Source organism: Variovorax gossypii, assembly GCF_003965815.1.
GTDB lineage: Bacteria > Pseudomonadota > Gammaproteobacteria > Burkholderiales > Burkholderiaceae_C > Variovorax > Variovorax gossypii.
Genome location: NZ_RXOE01000001.1, coordinates 39,700 through 63,578, shown reverse-complemented (window position 1 = coordinate 63,578; position 23,879 = coordinate 39,700). Strand labels below are relative to the sequence as shown.

Genomic DNA, 23,879 nt, shown 5'->3' with positions numbered 1-23,879 from the left:
GGTCCTCTTCGAAATTCCGGTGATGCTCATATGTATCCCTCCCGCCATGCTCAATTCACCCCTCTGACCGGGTCCGGGTCGAAGGACGCCTGCAGTTCGACCCGCGTGCCGCCCGTCAGGCTCGGCGAGCGCGCGCCGGTCGCGACCGCTGTGATCCGGTAGAGCGGATATTTGCTGTTCCTTCGGTCGATGACCTCGATCCAGTACCTGGCACCCATCAGCGCCGGGCTGCCGGCATCGGGCGCTCCGGTGAACTGCCCATAAGACGCGTGCCCGTCCCTGTACGCATCGCGGGTCCAGAACCGGTAGGCCTCGCTGCCGGAGGCGGCCGCCACCGAATCGAGCGCGGAGAAGTAGCAGATGCCTCGCGCACAGCTGTCGGCCCCGTCGTTCATGTAGGCGGTCACCCAGCCGGTGTCGCGGTCGGGGAAGACGCGGCCGTCTTCGGCCTTGCGGCAGCGCGATGCGGCAAGCGCCGCGCACGCCACATAGGTCTTGCTCGCGGAATCGAAGGCCAGCTGCCGGATGTCGCGCTCCGCATCCAGCAGTGCGGCTTCGGCCGCCTCGAAGGCACGCTGGTATTCGCGCTGATTGCCCGCCACCGATTCGAGCAATTGGGCCGTTCGCGCGCCGCCGATCACCAGCAGCGCCGAGAGCAGCAGCATGATCATCACGATGAAGAGCGAAAAGCCGTGCTGCACCGGGCGCTCGCCAGCAGGACCGCGGAGCGATCTCGATCTCATAGCGCCCCCAGGTCGTTGCGCAGCGAGAACACCGCCGTGTAGACGCGCCGCAGCCTGCCGTCGCTGCCTGTGCGCGACTCCCCGTTGCAGTCGGTATGGCTGCCGCCGGGGTTGCTCTTCGAGGTACCGACGAGCTGAAGACAGATGCGCACCGTGCGAACGCTGTTGAAGTCCGCGACGTCGTCGGCCGTCACGTAGCGCACCACTTGCTGGCTCCCGGCCCTTGCATTGACGCCATACATCACGTCGAAACGCTCGACGCCGTCGATGACCGGCTGCGGCGTCGCATTGCCGCTGCCGCGGCACCTGAGCACGCCCTTGTTGTCCACCGAGAACTCGCTGGTGATCAGCCTCGCATTGCCCGACGCGGCAGGGTCGGCTGCGTCGTACCCGCCGCCCGATGCACGCCCGGGCTCCTGCCCCAGGCAGTCCTTGAAGTAGTCGGGGTTCGGCGCGTAGCCGAGCTTGAGCCTGTCGTTCTCCGCACCGCCGGGAGACTCCACGCCCCGGATCGCGAAGAAGGCCGGCTCGCCCGTGAGATTGGTGCCCTTGCCGGGGCTCACGCTGAAGTAGTAGAGCGGCTCGGTGGCATCGATGGGGATGTATCCGGCCTGCCGGATCTGCTGCCCCAGCAGTCTGAACGCCAGGGCCGACGACTGATTGAGCGCATTGACGTCGTCGCCCGTCATGGCGGTACTGCGCGTGCCGAGCATGGTCGCGATGGCGGCCAGCACGACGAGCATGCCGATGATCAGCGCGACCAGGAACTCGACCAGCGTGAAGCCCGCCTGCCGCGACTCGGGCGCGATCGACTTGCGGCTCATGGCTGCGGCACCGCGACGGAGACTTCGAGACAGGCCTTGCCCGTGGGGCACTGCCAACCGGGGGCGGGGGCGATCGGATTGAGCACCGCCGGTTCGTCCCAGGCAATGTGCATGAACAGCATGCCGCCGGCTGCCGCCCTGCCCTGCACGTCGGCCAGACCGCCGGGCAGCGCAGCCGCCACCGCGTGCTTCCAGCTCCACAGGTCGTGCGCCGCAAGCTCGGCGGCATTGCAACTGGCAGCGGCGCTCACGCACGAGGGCTTCGGCTCGTCCTCATCCGCAGGCGACCAGTCGGCCACGTAGGGGCTGACCGTTGAGGCACCGGCTACGGGATTGGCCCTGATGCGGTCGGCCATATCGCCGGCCAGTTGCATGGCGATGTTCTGGTTGCTCGCGCCGACGCTGTCGGTCAGCACGCGGATCTGGAAGCCGGCCAGTGCCAGCAGTCCTAGCGAGAGCACGAGAAGCGCCGCCAGGGCCTCGATCATCGAGAAGCCCGCCTGCGCACCGCCCGGCCGGCGGGTAAAAGCGCCCGGCATCAGCACGATCCGCCCCCCTTCACCAGCTTGACGCGCCCGCCGAGCGACAGGCACACCGCGACGGCATTGGGCGAGCTGTCGCTGTCCGACGGGCGAAAGCCGAAGCTGGTCGCGCCTGTCGAATAGCCCATCGCGTCGAACGACATGGCGCCGCCCGTGTTCTTCTCGATCGCGACCCGGCCGTCGGGGTCCTGCCGCTTGAGGGTTTCGCTGGAGCTTCCGCTTGCGACCAGCGTGTCCCAGCCGCAACTCCAATCCCGGCCCCGGCACTCCGCGCGCTGCTGGATGGTCACGGTCGTCCCGCGCCGGGCCGCCTCGGCTCGCGCCTGGCTCACGCTCGCGACCAGCGCGTTGGCCATGCCCTCGACCCGATACCGTTCGATGAGGCCGGTGAAGCTGGGCAGCGCCATCGCCAGCAGCACGGTCATCAGTACTATGACGACCATCATCTCGATGAGCGTGAAGCCCCCCTCAGGCGCGCAGAATCCCTTGTTTTCCATGTCGTGCCGCCTGTCGCCTTGCACCACGTGCCGGACTGGCGTTTCTCCCTGATTGAAATGGCCGCGAATTCTATTTATGCAATTTCCCGCCAAAAGGAATTCGCACGACAAACGGTCAAAACAAATAGATCGAAGGCGAATTGTTTTCGATCGATTCCGAATTCACATTTGCAGCGAATTTGATTTAACAAAAGAATGACAAAAGAAAATCCAAATTTCATGATTCAGGCGCTGAATCTCGCGCGCCAGGCCGGCCCGGAAACCGATCCGAATCCACGCGTCGGCTGCGTGCTGGTCGCTCCCGACGGCACGGTGATCGGCCAGGGCCACACCCAACAGGTCGGCGGCCCGCACGCGGAGGTCATGGCGCTGCGCGACGCGGCGGCGCGAGGCAATTCGGTTGCCGGTGCAACTGCCTGGGTCACGCTGGAGCCCTGCTCGCACCATGGCCGCACCGGCCCGTGCTGCGATGCGCTGGTCGCGGCCGGCGTGGGCAAGGTCGTGGCGGCGATGGCCGACCCCAATCCGCTGGTCGCGGGTCAAGGCTTCGGTCGGCTGCGCGCCGCCGGCGTCGAAGTCGAGGTCGGCCCTGGCGCCGATGAGGCTCGGGAACTCAACCTCGGTTTCTTCAGCCGCATGGTCCGCAAGACGCCGTGGGTGCGGCTCAAGGTCGCGGCCTCGCTCGACGGCAAGACCGGCCTGCGCAACGGCGTGAGCCAGTGGATCACGTCCGAGCCGGCACGCGCAGACGGCCATGCCTGGCGGGCACGCGCCAGCGCGGTGCTGACTGGCGTGGGCACGGTGATCGAAGACGATCCCAGGCTCGACGTGCGTCTTGTGCAGACCACGCGACAGCCGCGCGTGGTGGTGGTCGACAGCCAGCTTCAGACGCCTCCGGGCGCGAAGCTCTTCATGCCCGGCCGCGCGGTCTGGATCTACGCGGCGGTACAGGATGAACAGAAAGCCGCCGCCCTCGAGGCGCGCGGCGCCACCGTCACCTGCCTGCCCAACGCACAGGGCAAGGTCGACCTGGCGGCGATGCTGAAGGATCTCGCCCGCCGCGAAGTCAACGAATTGCACGTCGAGTCCGGGCACAAGCTCAATGGCTCCCTGCTTCGCGAAGGCCTTGTCGACGAGCTGCTGGTTTATCTGGCACCGAAATTGATCGGCGACGGGCTGGACATCGCCTCCGGCATCCACGCCGGCGGGCCATTGACCGAATTAGCGGGCGCATTGCCCCTGGAATTCCGCAGCCTCGGACAGGTCGGCCCCGACCTGCGGATCGTGGCCAGGGTGGCCGGAAGGGACGCCTTCTAGCCCGCCCGCCGCGAAGCCCCTTCGTTCTCTGCGAAAATGCGCGGATGTTCACCGGAATCATCACCGGCGTGGGGCGCATCGCCGCCATCCACGACCTCGGCACCACCTCCTCCCACGGCAAGAGACTCAGCATCGAGGTGCCCGCCGGCTACCTCGACGACGTCGGTCTCGGCGACAGCATCGCGCTCAACGGCGCCTGCATGACCGTCACCACGCTCGCTCCCGAGCGCCAGCAGTTCACCATCGACATTTCGGCCGAATCGCTCGACAAGACCGCCGGCCTGACCGACGAAGGCAGCCGCATCAACCTCGAGAAGGCCCTGCGCGCGAGCGACCGCCTCGGCGGCCACATCGTTTCGGGCCACGTGGACGGCATCGGCAGCGTCAGCCGGTTCGAGCCGGTCGGCGAAAGCTGGGAGCTTCGCGTGGTCGCACCCGTCGCCCTGGCCCGCTTCCTCGCCTACAAGGGCTCGATCACCATCAACGGCGTGAGCCTCACGGTCAACAGCGTCAAGGACATCGCCGACGGCGCCGAGATCAGCATCAACCTGATCCCGCACACCGTCGAGAACACATCCCTGGGCAGCCTGAAGGCCGGCTCGAAGGTCAACCTAGAAATCGACACCGTGGCGCGCTACGTGGAGCGCATGCTTCAGGCGGGCGTGCTCACACCGACTCCATCCAAGGACATCTCCAAATGAACGCCTCCGTCACGCCGATCGGCGCCGCTTCCCGCGCCACGCGCGCTCCAGCCCCGATCTCCTCGGTCGAAGAGATCGTGGCCGAGCTCGCCGCCGGCCGCATGGTGATCCTCGTCGACGAGGAAGACCGCGAGAACGAAGGCGACATCGTCATCGCGGCCGACCACATCACGCCCGAGGCCATCAACTTCATGGCCCGCCACGCACGCGGCCTGATCTGCCTCACGCTCTCGCGCGAGATGTGCGAGCGGCTGCAGCTGCCGCCGATGGTCCAGCGCAACGGCGCCAAGCATTCGACCGCCTTCACCGTCTCCATCGAGGCGGCCGAGGGCGTGACCACCGGCATTTCGGCCGCCGACCGCGCGCGCACCGTGCAGGCCGCCGTGGCGCCCAACGCCGTGGCCGCCGACCTGGTCCAGCCCGGCCACATCTTCCCGCTGCAGGCGGTGGACGGCGGCGTGCTGATGCGCGCCGGCCATACCGAAGCCGGCTGCGACCTCGCCGCCATGGCCGGCTGCTCGCCCGCCTCGGTGATCTGCGAGGTGATGAACGAAGACGGCACCATGGCCCGCCTGCCCGACCTGCAGATCTTCGCGGCCGAGCACGGCATCAAGATCGGCACCATCGCCGCGCTCATCGAACACCGCAGCCGCGTCGAATCGCTGGTCGAGAAGGTCGGCTGCCGCGAGATCCAGACCGCCTGGGGCACCTTCACCGCCCACGCCTTCCTCGACAAGCCCAGCCACGGCGTGCACCTCGCGCTGGTGCGCGGCAAGTGGACGCCCGAAGAGACCGTGTCGGTGCGCGTGCACGAGCCGCTGTCGGTGCTCGACGCGCTCGAAATCAACCGCTCGCTGCACTCCTGGAGCCTGGACGCCAGCCTCTCGCACATCGCGAACGAGGGCAAGGGCGTGGCCGTGCTGCTGAACTGCGGCGAGACCGCCGGCGAGCTGCTCGCGCAGTTCGACGGCACCGCGCGCCCCGCGCAGGCACCCGAGCGCGGCCGCATGGACCTGCGCAGCTACGGCATCGGCGCGCAGATCCTGCGCGAATGCGGCGTGCACAAGATGAACCTGCTGGGCACGCCGCGCCGCATGCCGAGCATGGCAGCGGGCTACGGCCTCGAGATCGCCGGCTACCTCACGAAAGACTGAAAGACCATGCAAGGTTCAAACAAGGGCGAAACGACGCCGCTCAACGGCAAGGGACTGCGCATCGGCATCGTGCAGGCGCGCTTCAACGCCGACATCACCGACGCGCTGGCCTCGGCCTGCCTCTCCGAGCTCGAGGCGCTGGGCGTGGCCGCCAGCGATATCCACCACCTGCAGGTGCCGGGCGCGCTCGAAGTGCCCGTGGCGCTGCAGGCGCTGGCCGAGCGCGGCGGCTACCACGCGCTCGTGGCGCTGGGCTGCATCATCCGCGGCGAAACCTACCACTTCGAACTCGTGGCCAACGAATCGGGCGCGAGCGTGAGCCGCGTTGCGCTCGACTACCGCCTGCCCATCGCCAACGCGATCCTCACCACCGAAAACCTCGAACAGGCCGTCGCCCGCCAGACCGACAAGGGCCGCGACGCTGCCCGCGTGGCTGTCGAGATGGCGCAACTGCTGGCCACCCTTTCATGACCGAAGACCGCTCCAAGTCCCTCAAGGCCCTGAAGGCCGCCGGCGAAAAGCCCAAGCAGTCGCGCGTGGGCCTCACCAGCACCGGCGTGCGCAAGGCTGCGGCCAAGTCGAACCGCACCCGTGCGCGCGAATTCGCGCTGCAGGCGCTCTACCAGCACCTGGTGGGCCGCAACGATCCGACCGACATCGACCACTTCACGCGCGACCTCGCGGGCTTCCACAAGGCCGACGCGCTGCACTACGACGCGCTGCTGCACGGCTCCATCGAAGGCGCTGAACAGCTCGACGCGCTGATCCGCCCGCTGCTCGACCGCAAGTTCGAGGAGATCTCGCCCATCGAGCACGCCGTGATGTGGATTGGCGTCTACGAATTCCAGAACTGCCCCGACGTGCCCTGGCGCGTGGTGCTCAACGAGTGCATCGAGTTGGCCAAGGAGTTCGGCGGCACGGATGGCCACAAGTACGTGAATGCTGTGCTCAACGGGCTGGCGCCGCAGCTTCGGCCGCTCGAAGTGGAAGCGGACCGCGCTTCGGGGAAAGCGCGAGCATGAGGAGCGCCGCACGGCCGCCCGAAGGCGCTCGCCCCCTCGCTTGCGAGGGGGTTGGCGAAGGCGCGCAGCGCCGCAGCCTGGGGGTGCGATGAGAATTTCCACGCGCGCGCAGCGCATCGAGCCCTTCTATGTGATGGAAGTGGCCAAGGCCGCCGGCGTGCTGGCCCGCGAGGTCGCCCACACCGACCGGCCGATGATCTTCCTGAACATCGGCGAGCCCGACTTCACCGCCCCGCCCTTGGTGCAGGAAGCCGCCGCCCGCGCGGTGCGCGCCGGCGCCACGCAGTACACGCAGGCCACCGGCCTCGACCACCTGCGCGAACGCATCAGCGCCTGGTATCGGCAGCGCTTCAACGTCGACGTGCCGGCCCGCCGCATCGTCGTCACCGCCGGTGCCTCGGCCGCGCTGCAGCTGGCCTGTCTCGCGCTGATCGAATCGGGCGACGAGATCCTGATGCCCGACCCGAGCTATCCGTGCAACCGCCACTTCGTGAGCGCGGCCGAAGGCAAGGCGGTGCTGCTGCCGACCACGGCCGAGGAACGCTTCCAGCTCACGGCCGCCAAGGTCGAGGCCGCCTGGACGGACAAGACGCGCGGCGTGCTGCTGGCATCGCCCTCGAATCCGACAGGCACCTCCATCGCGCCCGACGAGCTGCGCCGCATCCACGAAGTGGTGTCCAAGCGCGGCGGCATCACGCTGATCGACGAGATCTACCTCGGCCTCTCCTACGACGATGCCTTCGGTCAGACGGCGCTGGCCATCGACGAGAACGTCATCAGCATCAACAGCTTCAGCAAGTACTTCAACATGACCGGCTGGCGCCTCGGCTGGCTGGTGGTGCCCGAAGTGCTGGTGCCGGTCGTCGAGCGCCTGGCGCAGAACCTCTTCATCTGCGCGAGCACGGTGTCGCAATACGCCGCGCTGGCCTGCTTCGAGGACGAGAGCATCGCCGAGTACGAACGCCGCCGCGCCGAGTTCAAGGCGCGCCGCGACTGGTTCATTCCGCAGCTGAACGCGCTGGGCCTGAACGTGCCCGTGGTGCCCGACGGCGCCTTCTACGCCTGGGCCGACTGCACTTCCTTCGCCGAGAAGCTCGGCATCTCGGGCAGCTGGGACTTCGCCTTCGAGACGATGAAGCGCGCCCACGTCGCCGTCACGCCCGGTCGCGACTTCGGCACCGCCGAGACCGCGAAGTTCGTGCGCTTCTCCACTGCCAGCTCGATGGCGCATCTCCAGGAGTCCATCGAACGCCTGCGGGCGATGGCAGAGAACCGGGCCCGATGAGCTACGCGTTCCCGATCCGCGTCTACTGGGAAGACACCGACGCCGGCGGCATCGTGTTCTACGCCAACTACCTGAAGTTCATGGAGCGCGGCCGCACCGAGTGGCTGCGCTCCCTGGGCGTGGAGCAGCGCAAGCTGCGCGAGGAAACCGGCGGCCAGTTCGTGGTGAGCGAGACACAGCTCAAATACCATCGACCCTCCCGACTGGACGACGAACTGCTCGTTACGGCCGATCTTCAACAACTGGGCACCGCGTCACTGATAATCGGACAGCGCGTGCTATCGAAAACAGAGCAGGAGCGAACGGGGGCCTCCGAACCCGTCCTGCTGTGCGAAGGCGCGATCCGCATCGGATGGGTGGACGCGGCCACACTTCGGCCCGCACGCATCCCGAAACAGGTGACGGGAACCCTCGAGCGCTACAGCGGCTCCATGACTCAACCTTTCAAGCCATGAACCAAGACCTTTCCATCATCAATCTCCTGCTCCATGCGAGCTTCGTGGTGCAACTGGTCGTGCTGCTGCTCGTGATCGTCTCGATCGCAAGCTGGGCCGCGATCATCCGCAAGTACTTCGCGCTGCGGCGCATGCGGGCCCTCAACGACGACTTCGAACGCGAGTTCTGGTCGGGCACCAGCCTCAACGAACTCTTCGCCTCCGCCGCGCAGAACGCCAAGTTCGCCGGCCCCATGGAGCGCATCTTCGCCTCCGGCATGCGCGAGTACCAGAAGCTGCGCGAGCGCCACGTCACCGACGCCGGCACGCTGCTCGACGGCGCCCGCCGCGCGATGCGCGCGAGCTTCCAGCGCGAACTCGATGCGGCCGAGCAGAACCTCTCCTTCCTGGCCACCGTCGGCTCCGTCTCTCCGTACGTGGGCCTCTTCGGCACCGTATGGGGCATCATGCACGCCTTCACCGGCCTTGCCGCCCTGGCACAGGTGACGCTGGCCACCGTGGCCCCCGGCATCGCCGAGGCGCTGGTGGCCACCGCCATCGGCCTCTTCGCCGCCATTCCAGCGGTCGTGGGCTACAACCGCTTCGCCCGCGAGATCGACAAGATCGCCATCGCCCTCGAAACGTACATCGAGGAGTTCTCCAACATCCTGCAGCGCAACCTGTCGGCCAACCCGGCCGCCGGCGGCGCGGGCTCCTCGGTGGCTCCGGCCAACCGCTGAACGGAGGCGCAGCGCATGCCCGCCGTTTCATCCCGGGGCCGCGGCCGCCGGACGATCAACGAGATCAACATGGTCCCGTTCATCGACGTGATGCTGGTGCTGCTGATCATCTTCATGGTCACCGCGCCGCTCATCACGCCGAGCGTGATCAACCTGCCCTCGGTCGACCGCGCCAGCAAGCAGCCCGACAAGCCCATCGAGATCGTCATCAAGAGCGAAGACGAAGTGCAGATCAAGAAGGACCCGTCCACCGGCACGGGCGGCACCTCGATTCCCATGGCCCAGATCGGCTCGGCCGCCAAGCAGGCCCAGGGCGGCGACGACCAGCGCCCGGTGGTCATCAGCGCCGACAAGGCCGTGAAGTACGAAACCGTCGTGAAGGCGATGAACCAGCTCAAGCGCAGCGGTATCGAGCGCGTGGGCCTGTCCGTCACGACCACGGGCGGCAAATAAGGCATGTCGCTCGCACTGGATCGCCCCGAGTTCGCACCGCCGCCGCAACGCGGCACTGGGCGTGCACTGGTACTGGCGCTCATCGCTCACGGCCTGCTGATCGCGGCGCTGACCTGGGGCGTGCGCTGGCGCAGCGACGCCGACGAAGGCGCCGTCGATGCGGAGCTGTGGTCTTCCACGGTGCAGCAGGCGGCTCCCCGCCTGCAGGCACCGCCGGCACCCGCTCCCGTTCCCGCGCCACCGCCGCCCGCCCCCGCACCGCCGCCCCCGCCTGCAGCGAAGGCTCCCGAGCCCGCCCCCGCACCGAAGGCTCCCGACATCGCCCTCGAGCGCGAGAAGAAGCTCAAGGAGCAGAAGGAACAGCAGGAGCGCGAACTCGAGCGGCAACAGCAGCAGAAGAAAAAAGAGCTGGAAGCCAAGCAGCGCGCCGAGGACGAAGCCCAGCGCAAGAAGGAACAGCAGCAGAAGCTGGCCGAGCAGAAGAAGCAGCAGGAGGCCGAGGCCAAGCAGGCAGAGCAGAAGAAGGCCGAAACCGCCGCGAAGCAGGCAGCCGCCGACCGCGCCGCCGCGCTCAAGCGCATGCAGGGCCTTGCGAATGCCACCGGCAGCGACGACTCGCGCGGCACGGCCCAACGTACGTCCGGTCCGTCCAGCGGCTATGCCGGCCGCATCGCCGCCGCGGTGCGCCCGAACATCACCTTCCCCGATGCCGACACCGTGAACGGCAACCCGGCGGCCGAGTTCGAGGTGAGCCTGGCACCCGACGGCACCATCGTCGGCGTGAAGCTCAGCAAGTCGAGCGGCCTGCCCGGCTGGGACGACGCCGCCGAGCGCGGCCTGCGCAAGACCGACAAGCTGCCTCGCGACACCGACGGGCGCATCTTCCCGTCGCTGATCGTCACGCTGCGACCCAAGCGCTGATTTCCAGCCTGCGCCTAACGCGCAGCTAAGAAAATGGGCCCCTTCCGGGTGACTTGCACGTCACCCGGAACTCGATAATCGAGGCTCATGACCCCCAACGGCCGCATCCGCTACGGCAGCAGTCCCCTGCTCGCCAGCCCCACTCCCGTGTGGCGCAGCAAGTTCATCGTGGCCAGCGTCGCCTTCGGCTTCCTGCTGCTGGCCGGGCGCGCAGCCTACGTCCAGATCTTCGCCAACGACTTCTTCCAGCACCAGGGCGAGGTGCGCTACCAGCGCACGCTGGAGCTGCCGGCAAACCGGGGCCGCATCCTCGACCGCAACGGGCTGATCCTGGCCTCGGACATCCCCGCTCCCAGCATCTGGGCCATTCCGGAAGACATCGAGCGCGACGACCCGGCCACGCAGGAAAAACTCAGGCAGGCCGCGAAGCTGCTCGGCATGCCGCAGAAGGACTTCGACAAGAAGCTGGAAGACGAGGACAAGAGCTTCGTCTGGGTCAAGCGCCAGGTCGACGAGCCCGTGGCGAAGCAGGTTGCCGCGCTCAACATCAAGGGCGTCTACCTGCGCCGCGACTACCGTCGCCAGTACCCCGAGGGCGAGGCGGCGGCGCACCTGGCGGGCTTCACCAACGTGGAAGACATCGGCCAGGAAGGCATCGAACTCGCCTTCGACCACGACCTGGCCGGCAAGGCCGGCTCGCGCCACGTGCTGAAGGACCGGCTGGGCCACATCGTGGAGGACACCGAGGACCAGGTGCCGCCCACGCCCGGCCACGACATCCAGCTCAGCATCGACGACCAGGTGCAGTTCGTGGCCTACGAGAAGATCCGCGACGCCGTCATCGCCAACAAGGCGCGCGCCGGCAGCGTGGTGGTGGTGAATGCGCAGACGGGCGAGCTGCTGGCCATGGCCAACTACCCGAGCTACGACCCCAACGACCGCCACAGCCTCACCGGCGAGCAGCTGCGCAACCGCGCGATGACCGACGTGTTCGAGCCCGGCTCGACGATGAAGCCCATCACCGTCGCCACCGCGCTGCAGCTGGGCCGGGTCACGCCCAAGACCATCATCGACACCAATCCAGGGCGCATCACCGTCTCGGGCGCGACCATCCACGACGACGAGAACTTCGGCGTGCTCACGGTCGAAGGCGTGATCCAGAAGTCGAGCAACGTCGGCGCGACCAAGATCTCGCAGCGCATGTCGGCACAGGAGATGTGGAATTCGCTCACCGCCGTAGGCCTCGGCCAGAAGCCGCAGACGCCCTTCCCCGGCGCGGTGACCGGCAGGCTGCGGCCGTGGAAGTCGTGGCGGCCGATCGAGCAGGCCACCATGTCGTACGGCTACGGCCTGTCGGCGTCGCTGTTCCAGATCGCGCATGCCTACACGGCCTTCGCGCACGACGGCGAGGTGATCCCCATCAGCCTGCTGAAGAACCACGGCGAGGAACCCGCCGGCGTGCAGGTGTTCTCGCCGCTGGTGGCCAGCGAGGTGCGCCAGATGATGCACATGGCCGCCGCGCCCGGCGGCACCGCGCCGCTGGCCCAGACCGTGGGCTACTCGGTGGGCGGCAAGACCGGCACCGCGCACAAGCAGGTGGGCAAGGGCTACGCGAGCAACAAGTACCGCGCCTGGTACACGGGCATGTCGCCCATCGACAAGCCGCGCATCATCGTCGCGGTGATGGTCGACGAGCCCAGCGCCGGCAAGTACTTCGGCGGCCTCGTGGCCGCGCCGGTGTTCAGCCAGGTGGTGCAGCAGACGCTGCGCATCATGAACGTGGTGCCCGATCTCGCCGTGACGTCGATGGCGCACTGAACCGAGCTGCCTCCATGCTCGTTTAGGATCGTCGGCAACATTTGTTGCCGGCGCTCCTGACATGGTCGAAACCACCCCTGCCGTAAGCCTCGAGGACCTGACTCCGCTGCCCTACCAGCGCGCCCTGGCCGCATGGCTTGAGGCGAACGAGCCCGAGGTCTGGCGCTGGGCCGCCTCCGCCGAGGCGCGCGAGGAGCACGCCTCCGCCGTGCGCGCCGAACTGCTGCGCAACTCCTACCGGCTCGACGCGGCCGCGCACCCTGAGCTGCATGCGCATGCTCAGCTCGCCTCGCAGCGGCTGGGCATCACCGCGTCCGTCACGCTCTACCAGGCGGGCGACGGCGCGATGAACGCCGCGATCCACTTCATGCCCGGCGAGGCGCACATCGTGCTCTCGGGCCCGCTGCTGGAGCGCCTGCAGGGCGCCGAGATGCAGGCCGTGCTGGGTCACGAGCTGGCCCACTACCTGCTGTGGGAGCTCGACGGCGGTAGGTACCACGTCGTCGACCGGCTGCTGAACGCCACCGCGGCCGATCCGCGCGCCGATGCCAGCCACCTGCAGGCGGCACGCCGCTACGCGCTCTACACCGAAGCCTTTGCCGATCGCGGCGGCTGCGTGGCCTGCGGCTCGCTGGAGCCGGCGGTGAGCGCGCTGGTGAAAGTGCAGACCGGCCTGAGCCAGGTCAACGCCGCCAGCTACCTGCAGCAGGCCGAGGAGATCTGCGCCGCGCCCGACATGCAGACGCGCGGCACGAGCCACCCCGAAGTGTTCGTGCGCGCCCGTGCGCTGCGCCTGTGGACCGAACGCGAGCCCGATGCCGACGAATGGCTGGCCGGCGCGCTCGAAGGCCCGCTCGACCTGGGCACGCTCGACATCCTCGGCCAGCAGCGCGTGGGCGCGATCACGCGTGCCACCATCGCGCAGCTGCTGCAGCGGCCCTTCCTGCAGTCGGAGCCGCTGCTGGCGCACGCGCGCCGCTTCTTCCCCGACTTCAAGCCGCCCGGTTCGGCCATGCCCCCGCCCGAGGAGGTGCCCGCCGGCCTGCACGACTACATGGCCAGCGTGCTGGTCGACTTCGTCGCGGCCGACCCCGAGCTCGACGACGTCACCCTGGCCGCCGCGCTCGGCATCGCCGAAGCACTGGGCTGCGCCGGGCCGCTGGAGCAGCGCGTGGTCAAGGACATGCGCTTTCCCAAGCGCAACCTCACGCGCGTGAAGCGCGAAGCCGCCGCCCTGCTCGACAAGGCGCAGTCCCAGCACCAGCAAGCCGCGACCACATGACGACACAGGCATCCGCCCCCCTGCTGCAGCTGATCGACGCCGCCGACGCGCACGGCGGCCTGCAGACCGACGACGTGCTCAAGCTGGTGCTGCCGCTGCTGCGCGAGGTGTCCGCCCTGCACGAGCAGGGCAAGGTCGCCGCCCTCGGCAGCGCGTTTGCCTACCGCGTCATCGAGGCCCCGGCGCTCGCGCTCGCGCAGCCCGAAGGCACCGAGCCGCGCCGCAACCTCGAAGCGATCGCGCCGCTCGAGCAGCCAGCCACGTCGGTGCTGCGCGTGGTCGGCGAACAGCGCGTCACCATCGACGCCGATGCCGGCTTCTCGGTCGAGAACCTCATGCTCATGGCCAACGCCGCGCCCGACGCACTGCCCACGCGCCCGGTCTACCTGCCCGGCTACGGCGCCTGGGAGCAGCGCTTCGCGCATCACGACGCGCTCAGCGACATCCTGTGCCTGGGCCAGGTGCTCGCCAGCCTTTCCTGCGGGCTCGACTTCAACGACGGCGAAGAGCTGGGTCGCTTCGTCGCGAACCGCGGCAACCTGTTCAACCTCAACCGCCGGCTGCATCCGGTGGTGGCGGCGGTGATCTTCGAGATGACGGCGCTCGACCGCCACGAGCGCGCGCGCGACCTGCCCTCGGTGATCCGCCGCCTCGAAACCTACCGCGACCAGCCGCTGGACCTGGGCCTGGAACGCATCGCTCCCGCCAAGGACGGCGCCGGCCAGCGCCGCGAGGCGATCCAGCTGCACCTGCGCGACCGACTGTTCGACCTGTCGCGGCGCAACCGGCTGCTGTACTTCAAGCCCACGCAGGCGCACGTGAACCTCACTATCGCGAGCGTGCCGCTGGTGGTCGACATGCACAGCATCCGCGTCGACCAGCTCTGCCTGTGGGACGGCCGCTTCGCCTCCGACATCACCGCGTGCAGCCCCGTGCCGCTGGCGCGCTGGCTACGCTTCGAGGACCAGCCCTACCTGCCCGGCGCGCTCGACCGTATCCTGCAGGAGGCGCGGCGCGATCGCTCCGAATACGGCTTCTCGCAGCTGTCGCTGGTCATCGCCTTCCTGCGCTGGCACAACCTCAAGGAAGACGCGGCCGAGCGCATCGCGTCGCCGCTGCTGATGCTGCCGGTGGAGCTCACGCGCAAGAAAGGCGTGCGCGACCAGTACCTGCTCGAGGCCTCGGCCAGCGAGGCGCAGGTCAACCCCACGCTGCGGCACCACTTGCGCCAGCTCTACGGCATCGTGCTGCCCGAGACGGTGGACCTGCGCGAGACCACCATCGAGCAGTTCCACGCCCAGCTCGCAGCGCAGATCGTGCAGAGCGAGCCCGGCGTGCAGCTGCGGCTGGTGCGCCAGCCCGAGATCGCGCTGATCCACCAGCGCGCGCGGCAGCGGCTCGAACAGTTCAAGCGGCGCACCCGCGTGCGCGCCGCGTCGGCGCTGCCGACGGCGGTGCACGACTTCAGCTACGCGCAGGACGACTTCCGCCCACTGGGGCTGCAGCTTTTCCACGCGCGCGTGCGCGGCGTGCCGCTGCCGGTGCGAGACGCCGTCGGCGCAAGGCCGCAGCCGCGTGCGCCGCAGATGGCTCCCGCCGCCGCCTCGGCCGAAACCGAACGCAAGACCATCGAGCTGCGCGAAAGCACCGGCAACCCGTACCAGTGGGACATCGACCTCACGGCCGTGACGCTGGGCAACTTCAACCACCGCAAGATGTCGCTGGTGCGCGACTACTCGGGGCTGGCCGAGTCCGGCATCGCCAACGAGGCCTTCGACCGCGTGTTCTCGCTGCAGCCGCGCCAGGTGGATGCAGAGGCGCCGCCCTCGCTGCCGCTGGCCGAGCAGTGGCCCGTGGTGCAGGCCGATGCCACGCAGACCGCCGCCGTCGCGCTGGCGCGCACGGGCACCAGCTACATCATCCAGGGACCGCCGGGCACCGGGAAGTCGCAGACCATCACCAACCTGATCGCCGACTACGTGGGGCGCGGCAAGCGCGTGCTCTTCGTGTGCGAGAAGCGCGCCGCCATCGACGTGGTGTTCCACCGCCTGCGCCAGCAGGGGCTGGACGAGCTGTGCTGCATGATCCACGACTCGCAGGGCGACAAGAAGGCCTTCGTGCAGAACCTGCGCAAGACCTACGAGCACTGGCTCGAAGCCCCCGAGGAGCTGGCGCAGGAAAGCGCCGAACGCGGCCAGCTGGTCGATGCGATGGAACTCGACCTGCGCGCGCTGGAACGCTTCGACGCCGCAATGCGCGAGGTGCCGGCACATATCGCAGTGACGCTGCGCGAACTGGTCTCTCGGCTGATCGCGCTCAAGCCTCATGACCCGACGCTGACGCCGCTGCAGGCCGAGGCACTGCCCGCCTTCGCCGCATGGCGCGGCCATGCGGAACTCATCTCGCGCCTGCACCTGGCCGTGACCGAAAGCCTGGGCACGGCGAGCCTTGCGCAGCACGCGTTCGCGCAGCTCGCGCCCTCGCTGCTGCGGCAGGAAAAGCCGCTGGCGAAGCTGGTCGAACTCTCCGAACTCACCGCCGATTCGAGCGGCACCTGCCGCGATGCATTGGCCGGCGCCTGGCCGCCGCTCGCCGAAGCCCGCGCCACATGGGCGGACGCCTTGGCCGTAGTGGCCGATGCGCGACGCGTAGCCTCGCTGGCCGCACGCGGACAGCTCAGCCTGCTCGACGGCACGCACGCCGACAGCCTCGCGCTCGGCAACACCATGACCGAGCGCCACGGCCTGACGCAGGCGCTGGACGAAGCGCTGCAGCGCACCGCCCAGTGGCGCGACAAGCTCACGCCCGCCGACACCGAAGCCGGCCTCGCGCAGGCCCGCGCCCAGCAGGGCTCCCTGCTGCGCTGGCTCAAGCCCTCGTGGTGGCGCCTGAACGGCGAACTCAAGCGGCGCTACAACTTCGCGGCCCATGCGGTGCGCCCGCAGCCCAGCCAGATCCTCGAACAGCTGCTGGCCGAGCACACGGCCCGCGCGGCCGTGCAGAAGCACCAGGCACGGATCGAGACCGACTACGGCTGCGCCGACCCGGAAGCCTTCGTGCAGCAACTGCAGGCGCTGCGCAGTCCCGACAGCAGCGCCGGCCTGCGCGCGGAATTCCAGGCCCATCTGCGCACCGGCGCCAGCGCCGCCGCCCGCAGCGTCGAGCAGCTTGCCGCAGCCGGCGTGCACGTCGACACGCTCGACGCCCTGCTGCGCGACTTGCTGCACGACGCCGCCGGCCAGCCGCTGGACGCGCTCGAAAAGCTGGCCCGCACCCTGCGCGAACAGGCCGATGCCCTGCCCTCGGTGCTGGTGCCGCTGCAGGAACTGGCCGATGCCGATCCGGCCGTCGCCACGGCGCTTCGCACCCTGCCATTGCCGCCCGATGCCATCGAATACGCCGTGGCCCGCGAAAGCCTGGAGCGCGTCTATCGCGCCGAGCGCTGGCTCCCGCGCTTCGACGGCGCCGCGCTCGCGCGCCATGCACAACGGCTGGCCGAGGCCGAGCGCAAGCTGCTGGAGCGCAACGCCCGCACGCTCGCCGCCGCGGTGCGGCAGCGTTTTCGCGACCATGTGCAGAAGAGCGCTCTTTCAGCCAGCCAGCTCGACGCCGAGGGCAAGCTCTTCAAGAAGAGCTACAACGCCGGCCGCCGCGAGCTCGAGCACGAGTTCGGCAAGACCATGCGCTACAAGGCGATCCGCGAACTCGCCAGCGGCGACACCGGCCAGGTGGTGCGCGACATGAAGCCGATCTGGCTCATGAGCCCGCTGTCGGTGTCCGACACGCTGCCGCTGGCGGCCGACCTGTTCGACGTGGTGATCTTCGACGAGGCCAGCCAGATCCCGGTGGAGGAAGCCGTGCCCGCGCTGTATCGCGCGCCGCAGATCATCGTGGTGGGCGACGAGATGCAGCTGCCGCCGACCAGCTTCTTCTCGTCCGGCCGCGACCCCGAGGACGACACCGTCTCGGTCGAGGAGGAAGGCGACCGCATCGCCGTGGTGCTCGACGCCGACAGCCTCCTGAACCAGGGCGCGCGCAACCTGCCCGCCACGCTGCTGGCGTGGCACTACCGCAGCCGCTACGAGTCGCTCATCGGTTTCTCGAACGCGGCCTTCTACGCGGGCAACCTCTACACCATTCCCGACCGCAGCCTGCCGGCGCCAGAGCGCGATGAGATCCTGGTGCAGTCGCGCAGCCCCTCGGACGCATCGGTGGCCGCACAAGCCGACGCGCTGCTCTCGCGCGCCATCAGCTTCCACCGCGTGACCGACGCGGTGTACGAGAGCCGCGTCAACGAGGGCGAGGCGCGCCACATCGCGCAGCTGGTGCGCGAACTGCTGCGCCGCGAGACCGGCCTGAGCCTGGGCATCGTGGCCTTCTCGGAGGCGCAGCAGGGCGAGATCGAGGAAGAGCTGGAAGCGCTGGCCTCCGTCGACAGCGCCTTCGCGGCACGGCTCGAGGCCGAGTACGTGCGCGAGGAGGACGACCAGTTCTGCGGCCTCTTCATCAAGAACCTGGAGAACGTGCAGGGCGACGAGCGCGACGTCATCCTGCTGAGCATCTGCTATGGCCCGAACGCCGAGGGCCGCATGCTGATGAACTTCGGGCCGATCAACCAGCGCGGCGGCGAGAAGCGGCTCAACGTGATCTTCAGCCGCGCGCGGCATCACATGGCGGTGGTCTCGACCATCCGGCACGAGGCGATCACCAACGACCACAACGAGGGCGCGGCCGCGCTGAAGAATTTCCTGCGCTATTCGGAATGCCTCTCGCGCGGCGATGCGGGCACGGCAAGGCGAGTGCTCGAAGGCATGAATCCGCTCACGCGCGGCAGTGGCGGTCCGCGTCATGCGCGGGCCGACGAGGTGACGGCGCAGATCGCCGCCGCGCTGCGTGCGCGCGGCCATGCGGTGGACGAACAGGTGGGGCAGTCGCGCTTCCGCTGCGACCTGGCATTGCGCACGCCCGGTTCATCCCCGAACGATGGCCACTACGCGCTCGGCATCCTGGTCGACACCGCCACGCACTACGAGAACCGCAACGTGCTGGAGCGGTACGTTTCGCGCCCGCGCATCCTCGATGCCTTCGGCTGGCGGGTGATTCAGGTGCTGGGCAAGGACTGGCTGCACGAGCCCGACGCGGTGCTCGAGCAGATCGAGCAGGCCCTGGCGAAGTCCGGGGCTGCGTCCAAGGAGGAAATCAGCGCAGCACGCTGAGGCGCTTCACGTCGAGTTCGACCTTGCTGCCGATCAGGTCCTTGTCGAACTCGCCCGTGACCTCGACGCGCACCTTGTCGTCGATCTTCACGCCCGGCGGGAAATGCTTGGCGTCGATCTCCACCTTGATGCGGCCGGTTTCATCCGCGAAGGTGTAGTGCTCGCCGCCGTCGTGCGACACGATGAAGCCGCGCAGCGTGACGTGCTGGTCGTCCTTGCCGGTGTCGAGCAGCTGCTTCACGCTCATCGTCGGCACGGTGCTCGGGCCGGCATACGGCGTGCCCGATCCGGCTGCCGGCTGGGTGCTCGGGCCGGTGTACTGGGCCGAGGCGGCAAAGGGCAATGCCAGGGCCAGGGCAACGACGAGGGACTGTTTCTTCATGGCGGGATCCTCCTGAGCTTCATGATTGAAAAGCGAGAGGCATCGTAGCGAGGGCCTCAAAGAGCCCACGCCCGCCGGGCACTTGTCATCGCGCCGGCAGAAATCAGTCGTAGACGATCAGCGCCTTGCCCGCTTCGGCCTGCGCGGTCCAGCTGGCCAAGGCCGCGTCGGTCGGGAAGAACTTCGCGCGGTCGCCCAGCTGCAGCTCGACCTGCGCGCCCGAACGTGCCATCGACAGCCGCACCGGCAGCCCCTGGATCAGGTCGCCGACCTCGGTCTGCTCGGTGCGCGGCGGAAAGTCCTTCAAGAGCCGCGCGATGTCGGGCGCCTTGCCGTTCACCGCCACGCGCAGGAACTTGCCGAAGCGGCAGCGCGCCGAGGCCAGGTCCCACACCTGCTGCACCTGGAAGCGCGCCTCGAAGCCGCCGCGTGCGGGCTGCAGCCGGCCGCTCACGATGACGAGTTCGTCGTCCTTCAGCGTGTTGCGGTTGGCGTTGATGAGCGCCTCGTCGGCCGTGGCGTCGATGGAATCCGACTTGTCGTCGAGCTTGAAGATCGCAAGCCGGCCGCGCTGGCCGTTGATGACGCGGAAGTCGCTCACGATGCCGGCGATGACCTGCTGGTCGCGGCTGTCGAGCAGGTCGGTGATCTCGCGCTTGCAGAAGCGCCGCACCTCGTGCGAGACCTCGTCGAACAGGTGGCCCGAGAGGTAGAAGCCGATGGCCGTCTTCTCCAGCGTCAGGCGCTCCTTCACGCCCCAGGGCGTGGCGTCGACCAGGTCGGGCTCGGCGGTGGCGGAGCCATGCTCGGAGTCGCCGAAGATGTCGACCTGCGATGCGTTGGCCGCCGTCGCGTTGGCGAATTCGAAGGCGCGGTCCAGCGAGGCGACCAGCGACGCACGGTTCTGCTGGATGGCGTCGAAGGCGCCGGCCTTGATGAGCGCTTCCACGGTGCGCTTGTTGATGCGCTGGCGGTCGATGCGCACGCAGAAGTCGTACAGGCTCTTGAACGGCCCACCCTCCTCGCGCGCGCGCACCACGGCCTCGACCGCGAGCTGGCCCGTGCCCTTCACGGCGCCAAGGCCGTAGCGGATGATCTTGTTGGTGACCGGCTCGAAGCGGTAGTTGCCGCGGTTCACGTCCGGCGGCTCGAAGGTGATGCCGAAGTTCTTCTGGGCGTCCTCGAACAGCAGCTTGAGCTTGTCCGTGTCGTCCATTTCCACGGTCATGTTGGCGCAGAAGAACTCGGCCGTGTAGTGGACCTTGAGCCAGCCCGTGTGATACGCCAGCAGCGAGTAGGCGGCGGCGTGCGACTTGTTGAAGCCGTAGCCCGCGAACTTCTCCATCAAGTCGAAGATTTCGTCGGCCTTGTCCTGCTCGATGCCGTGCGTCTTGAGCGCGCCCGCGCGGAATTTCTCGCGGTGCTCGGCCATCTCCTCGAGCTTCTTCTTGCCCATCGCGCGGCGAAGCAGGTCGGCGCCGCCGAGCGAGTAGCCGCCCAGGATCTGCGCGGTCTGCATCACCTGCTCCTGGTAGACCATGATCCCGTAGGTCTCGGAGAGCATCTCGGCCACGGCCGGGTGCGGGTACTCCACGTCCTCGCGGCCGTGCTTGCGCGCCACGAAGCTGGGAATCAGGTCCATCGGGCCCGGGCGGTACAGCGCGTTCAGCGCGATCAGGTCTTCCAGGCGCGTGGGGCGAGCGTCCTTCAGCATGCCCTGCATGCCGCGACTTTCAAACTGGAACACGGCCTCGGTCTTGCCGTCGGAGAAGAGCCTGTAGGTGGGCCCGTCGTTCAGCGGAATGTTCTCGAACGCGAAGTTCTCCTGGCCCTTGTGGCGCTTCATGATGAACTCGCGCGCGATCTCCAGGATCGTGAGCGTGGCCAGGCCCAGGAAGTCGAACTTCACGAGGCCGATGGCTTCGACGTCGTCCTTGTCGTACTGGCTCACGGCCGATTCGCTACCGGGCTGCTGGTAGAGCGGGCAGAAGTCGGTGAGCTTGCCCGGCGCGATGAGCACGCCCCCGGCGTGCATGCCGATGTTGCGGGTCATGCCTTCGAGCTTCTGCGCGAGCTCGACCAGCATCTTGACTTCTTCTTCCTTCTCGATGCGCTCCGCGAGCTGCGGCTCCATCTCGATGGCGTAGTTGTTCTTGTCGCCCTCGATCTTCTTCTCGGGCGGGTACTGCAGCGTGACCGACATGCCGGGCTTGTTCGGAATCAGCTTGCTGATGCCGTCGCAGAACATATAGCTCATGTCGAGCACGCGGCCCACGTCGCGGATGGCCGCGCGCGCGGCCATGGTGCCGAAGGTGGCGATCTGGCTCACGGCGTTGCGGCCGTACTTGTCCTTCACGTAGTCGATGACGCGGTCACGGTTGCCCTGGCAGAAGTCGATGTCGAAGTCGGGCATCGAGACGCGCTCGGGGTTCAGGAAGCGTTCGAACAGCAGCTTGTATTCGAGCGGGTCGAGGTCGGTGATCTTCAGCGCGTAGGCCACCAGCGAGCCGGCACCCGAGCCCCGGCCCGGGCCCACGGGGCAGCCGTTGGTCTTTGCCCACTGGATGAAGTCGCCCACGATAAGGAAGTAGCCTGGGAACCCCATCTTCAGGATGGTGTTGATCTCGAACTCCAGCCGCTCGACGTAGCGCGGGCGCTCGGCATCGCGCTTGGCCTCGTCGGGGTAGAGATGCTTCAGGCGCAACTCGAGGCCGTCGAACGATTCCTGGCGGAAGAAGTCGTCGATGGGCATGCGCACGCCCTCGGCGATGAAGGGCGTCGGAAAGTCCGGCAGCTGCGGCTTGCCCAGCACCAGCGTCAGATTGCAGCGCTTGGCGATCTCCACCGTGTTGGCCAGTGCGCTGGGCACGTCGGCGAACAGCGCCTGCATCTCGGCGCTCGACTTGAAGTACTGCTCCTCGGTGAAGCGGCGCACCCGGCGCGGGTTGCCCAGGATTTCGCCTTCGGAAATGCACACGCGCGCCTCGTGCGCCTCGTAGTCCTCGCGCTCGGCGAACTGCACGGGGTGCGTGGCGACCACCGGCAGGTGCAGCCGGGCCGCCAGTTGCACCGCGGCGATGACGTGCGGCTCGTCTTCAGGCCGGCCCGCACGCTGCAGCTCGATGTAGAAGCGGTGCGGGAAGATGCCCGCCAATTGCAGCGCCAGCTCGGCGGCACGCTCGCCCTGCCCCTGCAGCAACGGCTGCCCCAGCGGCCCTGCCTGCGCGCCCGAAAGCGCGATCAGCCCGCCCGATAGCTCCTGCAGCCATTCGAGCTTGCAGGCCGCCTGCGACTGGCCCCGGCCCACGTTCTGCGTCCACGCCCGCGCCAGCAGCTCGGACAGGTTGAGGTAGCCCTCCATGTTCTGCACCAGCAGCACGATGCGGGTCAGGGCGCCGGGCTCCTTGCCCAGCCCGTCAACGAAGGCCTCGGCGCCGACGATGGGCTTGACGCCCTTGCCCCGGCCCTGCTTGTAGAACTTGACGGCCCCGAACAGGTTGTTCAGGTCGGTGATGGCCAGCGCGGGCTGCTTGTCGGCAGCGGCGGCCTTGACGACATCGTCGATTCGGTTGGTGCCGTCGACGACGGAAAACTCGGTGTGCAGGCGCAGGTGAACAAACATGCTTGCATTGTAGAAAGCAGCGTCTCCACGATGTGGGTTGGCAATCCCTGAAATTGCCCTCCGCCGCACCCCGCCGAGGCCAGGCAGAGGCCCCGCGCCCGGGCGATATTCCGGCGGCACCTAAAATCCCGCCCCGTGCAAGAGATTCTGAATATCGCGGCCTACAAGTTCGTGGCCATAGACGACAGCCCCGTGCTGCGCGAAGACCTGCGCGAGCGTACGCAGGCCCTGGGGCTCATGGGCACCATCCTGCTGGCGCCCGAAGGTATCAATCTGTTTCTGGCCGGCACGGCCGACAGCGTGCGGGCCTTCCTGGCCCATCTGCGCGCCGACGCCCGCTTCGCCGACCTCGAGGTCAAGGAGAGCTGGTCGGCCGGCCAGCCTTTCCGGCGCATGCTGGTGAAGCTCAAGCGCGAGATCATCCGCATGGACCACCCCGCCATCCGCCCCGCCGCCGGCCGGGCGCCCGGCGTGGACGCCCCGACGCTCAAGCGCTGGCTCGACCAGGGCCATGACGACGAGGGCCGCGAGATCGCACTGCTCGACACCCGCAACGCCTTCGAGGTCGACTACGGCAGCTTCGAGGGCGCCATCGACTGGCGCATCGACAAGTTCACCGAATTCCCTCCCGCCCTGCGCGCGCACCGCGACGAGTTCAAGGGCAAGACGGTGGTGAGCTTCTGCACCGGCGGCATCCGCTGCGAGAAGGCTGCCATCCTGATGCACGAGGAAGGCGTGGAGAACGTGCTGCAGCTCGAAGGCGGCATCCTCAAGTACTTCGAGGAAGTCGGCGGCGCGCACTACAAGGGCGACTGCTTCGTCTTCGACGGCCGCGAGGCCCTGGCGCCCGACCTGAGCGCGCGTTCGGCGCGCGCCAGCGCCCGCGCCTCGGAAGACCCCGACCTCGCCATCAAGCAATAACGGCG

The 23,879-nt window shown here is 68.3% G+C and carries 20 protein-coding genes; 14 read left to right on the top strand and 6 right to left on the bottom strand.

Translation table 11 applies throughout. The annotated features are described in order from the left end of the window. Positions 1-50: 50 nt before the first annotated feature. Genes EJP69_RS00280 through EJP69_RS00265 form a run of 4 tightly spaced genes read right to left on the bottom strand, consistent with a single transcriptional unit; the run spans position 51 to position 2,606 of the window. Positions 51-743, bottom strand: coding sequence for a pilus assembly PilX family protein (locus EJP69_RS00280; protein WP_126468373.1), 693 nt, complete (start codon positions 741-743; stop codon positions 51-53). Beyond that, positions 740-1,567, bottom strand: coding sequence for a PilW family protein (locus EJP69_RS00275; protein WP_126468372.1), 828 nt, complete (start codon positions 1,565-1,567; stop codon positions 740-742). Before EJP69_RS00275 ends, EJP69_RS00280 begins: the two co-directional genes overlap by 4 nt. Beyond that, complete coding sequence (gene pilV / locus EJP69_RS00270; protein WP_126468371.1) at positions 1,564-2,106, bottom strand: type IV pilus modification protein PilV; 543 nt, start codon at positions 2,104-2,106, stop codon at positions 1,564-1,566. Before pilV ends, EJP69_RS00275 begins: the two co-directional genes overlap by 4 nt. Continuing rightward, complete coding sequence (locus EJP69_RS00265; protein WP_126468370.1) at positions 2,106-2,606, bottom strand: GspH/FimT family pseudopilin; 501 nt, start codon at positions 2,604-2,606, stop codon at positions 2,106-2,108. Before EJP69_RS00265 ends, pilV begins: the two co-directional genes overlap by 1 nt. Before the next feature lie 195 nt (positions 2,607-2,801). Here EJP69_RS00265 and ribD point away from each other — a divergent pair, with 195 nt between their 5' ends. From ribD to EJP69_RS00200, 13 genes are all read left to right on the top strand, one after another. Then, entirely contained in the window at positions 2,802-3,923 is a 1,122-nt protein-coding gene (gene ribD / locus EJP69_RS00260; RefSeq protein WP_126468369.1) for a bifunctional diaminohydroxyphosphoribosylaminopyrimidine deaminase/5-amino-6-(5-phosphoribosylamino)uracil reductase RibD, read from the top strand. Positions 3,924-3,967: 44 nt separating this feature from the next. Beyond that, positions 3,968-4,624, top strand: a complete 657-nt coding sequence (locus EJP69_RS00255) for a riboflavin synthase (RefSeq protein ID WP_093202792.1) — start codon at positions 3,968-3,970, stop codon at positions 4,622-4,624. After that, positions 4,621-5,778, top strand: coding sequence for a bifunctional 3,4-dihydroxy-2-butanone-4-phosphate synthase/GTP cyclohydrolase II (ribBA, locus tag EJP69_RS00250; protein WP_126468368.1), 1,158 nt, complete (start codon positions 4,621-4,623; stop codon positions 5,776-5,778). The genes EJP69_RS00255 and ribBA overlap by 4 nt, the downstream gene beginning before the upstream one ends. A gap of 6 nt (positions 5,779-5,784) precedes the next feature. After that, on the top strand, positions 5,785-6,249 hold the full coding sequence (ribH, locus tag EJP69_RS00245) for a 6,7-dimethyl-8-ribityllumazine synthase (protein ID WP_093306166.1): 465 nt from the start codon (positions 5,785-5,787) through the stop codon (positions 6,247-6,249). Continuing rightward, on the top strand, positions 6,246-6,800 hold the full coding sequence (gene nusB / locus EJP69_RS00240; RefSeq protein WP_093202799.1) for a transcription antitermination factor NusB: 555 nt from the start codon (positions 6,246-6,248) through the stop codon (positions 6,798-6,800). Before ribH ends, nusB begins: the two co-directional genes overlap by 4 nt. Before the next feature lie 88 nt (positions 6,801-6,888). Continuing rightward, positions 6,889-8,085, top strand: coding sequence for a pyridoxal phosphate-dependent aminotransferase (locus EJP69_RS00235; protein ID WP_126468367.1), 1,197 nt, complete (start codon positions 6,889-6,891; stop codon positions 8,083-8,085). Further along, positions 8,082-8,540: a YbgC/FadM family acyl-CoA thioesterase gene (locus EJP69_RS00230; protein ID WP_126468366.1), complete on the top strand. Its 459-nt coding sequence runs from the start codon at positions 8,082-8,084 to the stop codon at positions 8,538-8,540. The genes EJP69_RS00235 and EJP69_RS00230 overlap by 4 nt, the downstream gene beginning before the upstream one ends. Next, a complete protein-coding gene (gene tolQ, locus EJP69_RS00225; protein WP_093202806.1) occupies positions 8,537-9,259 on the top strand; it encodes a protein TolQ in 723 nt (240 codons plus the stop codon). The genes EJP69_RS00230 and tolQ overlap by 4 nt, the downstream gene beginning before the upstream one ends. 15 nt (positions 9,260-9,274) lie before the next feature. Then, positions 9,275-9,712 carry an ExbD/TolR family protein gene (locus EJP69_RS00220; protein WP_093202808.1) on the top strand — a complete coding sequence of 146 codons (438 nt, stop codon included), beginning with the start codon at positions 9,275-9,277 and terminating at the stop codon, positions 9,710-9,712. A gap of 3 nt (positions 9,713-9,715) precedes the next feature. Continuing rightward, positions 9,716-10,633 (top strand): cell envelope integrity protein TolA, encoded by a 918-nt coding sequence (tolA, locus tag EJP69_RS00215; protein ID WP_093306159.1) that lies wholly within the window; start codon positions 9,716-9,718, stop codon positions 10,631-10,633. A gap of 87 nt (positions 10,634-10,720) precedes the next feature. Next, positions 10,721-12,451, top strand: coding sequence for a peptidoglycan D,D-transpeptidase FtsI family protein (locus EJP69_RS00210; protein ID WP_126468365.1), 1,731 nt, complete (start codon positions 10,721-10,723; stop codon positions 12,449-12,451). 61 nt (positions 12,452-12,512) lie between these two features. Next, complete coding sequence (locus EJP69_RS00205; protein ID WP_126468364.1) at positions 12,513-13,733, top strand: SprT-like domain-containing protein; 1,221 nt, start codon at positions 12,513-12,515, stop codon at positions 13,731-13,733. Continuing rightward, positions 13,730-18,949, top strand: coding sequence for an AAA domain-containing protein (locus EJP69_RS00200; protein WP_126468363.1), 5,220 nt, complete (start codon positions 13,730-13,732; stop codon positions 18,947-18,949). The genes EJP69_RS00205 and EJP69_RS00200 overlap by 4 nt, the downstream gene beginning before the upstream one ends. Here EJP69_RS00200 and EJP69_RS00195 read toward each other — a convergent pair. Then, positions 18,933-19,331, bottom strand: coding sequence for a YgiW/YdeI family stress tolerance OB fold protein (locus tag EJP69_RS00195; RefSeq protein ID WP_093202822.1), 399 nt, complete (start codon positions 19,329-19,331; stop codon positions 18,933-18,935). The two genes, EJP69_RS00200 and EJP69_RS00195, sit on opposite strands and share 17 nt — an antisense overlap. A gap of 103 nt (positions 19,332-19,434) precedes the next feature. Continuing rightward, positions 19,435-22,953, bottom strand: a complete 3,519-nt coding sequence (gene dnaE / locus EJP69_RS00190; protein ID WP_093202824.1) for a DNA polymerase III subunit alpha — start codon at positions 22,951-22,953, stop codon at positions 19,435-19,437. A gap of 135 nt (positions 22,954-23,088) precedes the next feature. Here dnaE and EJP69_RS00185 point away from each other — a divergent pair, with 135 nt between their 5' ends. Further along, positions 23,089-23,874, top strand: coding sequence for a sulfurtransferase (locus tag EJP69_RS00185; RefSeq protein WP_126468362.1), 786 nt, complete (start codon positions 23,089-23,091; stop codon positions 23,872-23,874). Positions 23,875-23,879 lie beyond the last annotated feature (5 nt).

What these genes read in the sequence shown, in the direction of transcription:
- EJP69_RS00280 (WP_126468373.1), bottom strand. Translation starts at nt 743, where the DNA reads ATGAGATCGAGATCGCTCCGCGGTCCTGCTGGCGAGCGCCCGGTGCAG.
- EJP69_RS00275 (WP_126468372.1), bottom strand. Translation starts at nt 1,567, where the DNA reads ATGAGCCGCAAGTCGATCGCGCCCGAGTCGCGGCAGGCGGGCTTCACG.
- pilV (WP_126468371.1), bottom strand. Translation starts at nt 2,106, where the DNA reads ATGCCGGGCGCTTTTACCCGCCGGCCGGGCGGTGCGCAGGCGGGCTTC.
- EJP69_RS00265 (WP_126468370.1), bottom strand. Translation starts at nt 2,606, where the DNA reads ATGGAAAACAAGGGATTCTGCGCGCCTGAGGGGGGCTTCACGCTCATC.
- ribD (WP_126468369.1), top strand. Translation starts at nt 2,802, where the DNA reads ATGACAAAAGAAAATCCAAATTTCATGATTCAGGCGCTGAATCTCGCG.
- EJP69_RS00255 (WP_093202792.1), top strand. Translation starts at nt 3,968, where the DNA reads ATGTTCACCGGAATCATCACCGGCGTGGGGCGCATCGCCGCCATCCAC.
- ribBA (WP_126468368.1), top strand. Translation starts at nt 4,621, where the DNA reads ATGAACGCCTCCGTCACGCCGATCGGCGCCGCTTCCCGCGCCACGCGC.
- ribH (WP_093306166.1), top strand. Translation starts at nt 5,785, where the DNA reads ATGCAAGGTTCAAACAAGGGCGAAACGACGCCGCTCAACGGCAAGGGA.
- nusB (WP_093202799.1), top strand. Translation starts at nt 6,246, where the DNA reads ATGACCGAAGACCGCTCCAAGTCCCTCAAGGCCCTGAAGGCCGCCGGC.
- EJP69_RS00235 (WP_126468367.1), top strand. Translation starts at nt 6,889, where the DNA reads ATGAGAATTTCCACGCGCGCGCAGCGCATCGAGCCCTTCTATGTGATG.
- EJP69_RS00230 (WP_126468366.1), top strand. Translation starts at nt 8,082, where the DNA reads ATGAGCTACGCGTTCCCGATCCGCGTCTACTGGGAAGACACCGACGCC.
- tolQ (WP_093202806.1), top strand. Translation starts at nt 8,537, where the DNA reads ATGAACCAAGACCTTTCCATCATCAATCTCCTGCTCCATGCGAGCTTC.
- EJP69_RS00220 (WP_093202808.1), top strand. Translation starts at nt 9,275, where the DNA reads ATGCCCGCCGTTTCATCCCGGGGCCGCGGCCGCCGGACGATCAACGAG.
- tolA (WP_093306159.1), top strand. Translation starts at nt 9,716, where the DNA reads ATGTCGCTCGCACTGGATCGCCCCGAGTTCGCACCGCCGCCGCAACGC.
- EJP69_RS00210 (WP_126468365.1), top strand. Translation starts at nt 10,721, where the DNA reads ATGACCCCCAACGGCCGCATCCGCTACGGCAGCAGTCCCCTGCTCGCC.
- EJP69_RS00205 (WP_126468364.1), top strand. Translation starts at nt 12,513, where the DNA reads ATGGTCGAAACCACCCCTGCCGTAAGCCTCGAGGACCTGACTCCGCTG.
- EJP69_RS00200 (WP_126468363.1), top strand. Translation starts at nt 13,730, where the DNA reads ATGACGACACAGGCATCCGCCCCCCTGCTGCAGCTGATCGACGCCGCC.
- EJP69_RS00195 (WP_093202822.1), bottom strand. Translation starts at nt 19,331, where the DNA reads ATGAAGAAACAGTCCCTCGTCGTTGCCCTGGCCCTGGCATTGCCCTTT.
- dnaE (WP_093202824.1), bottom strand. Translation starts at nt 22,953, where the DNA reads ATGTTTGTTCACCTGCGCCTGCACACCGAGTTTTCCGTCGTCGACGGC.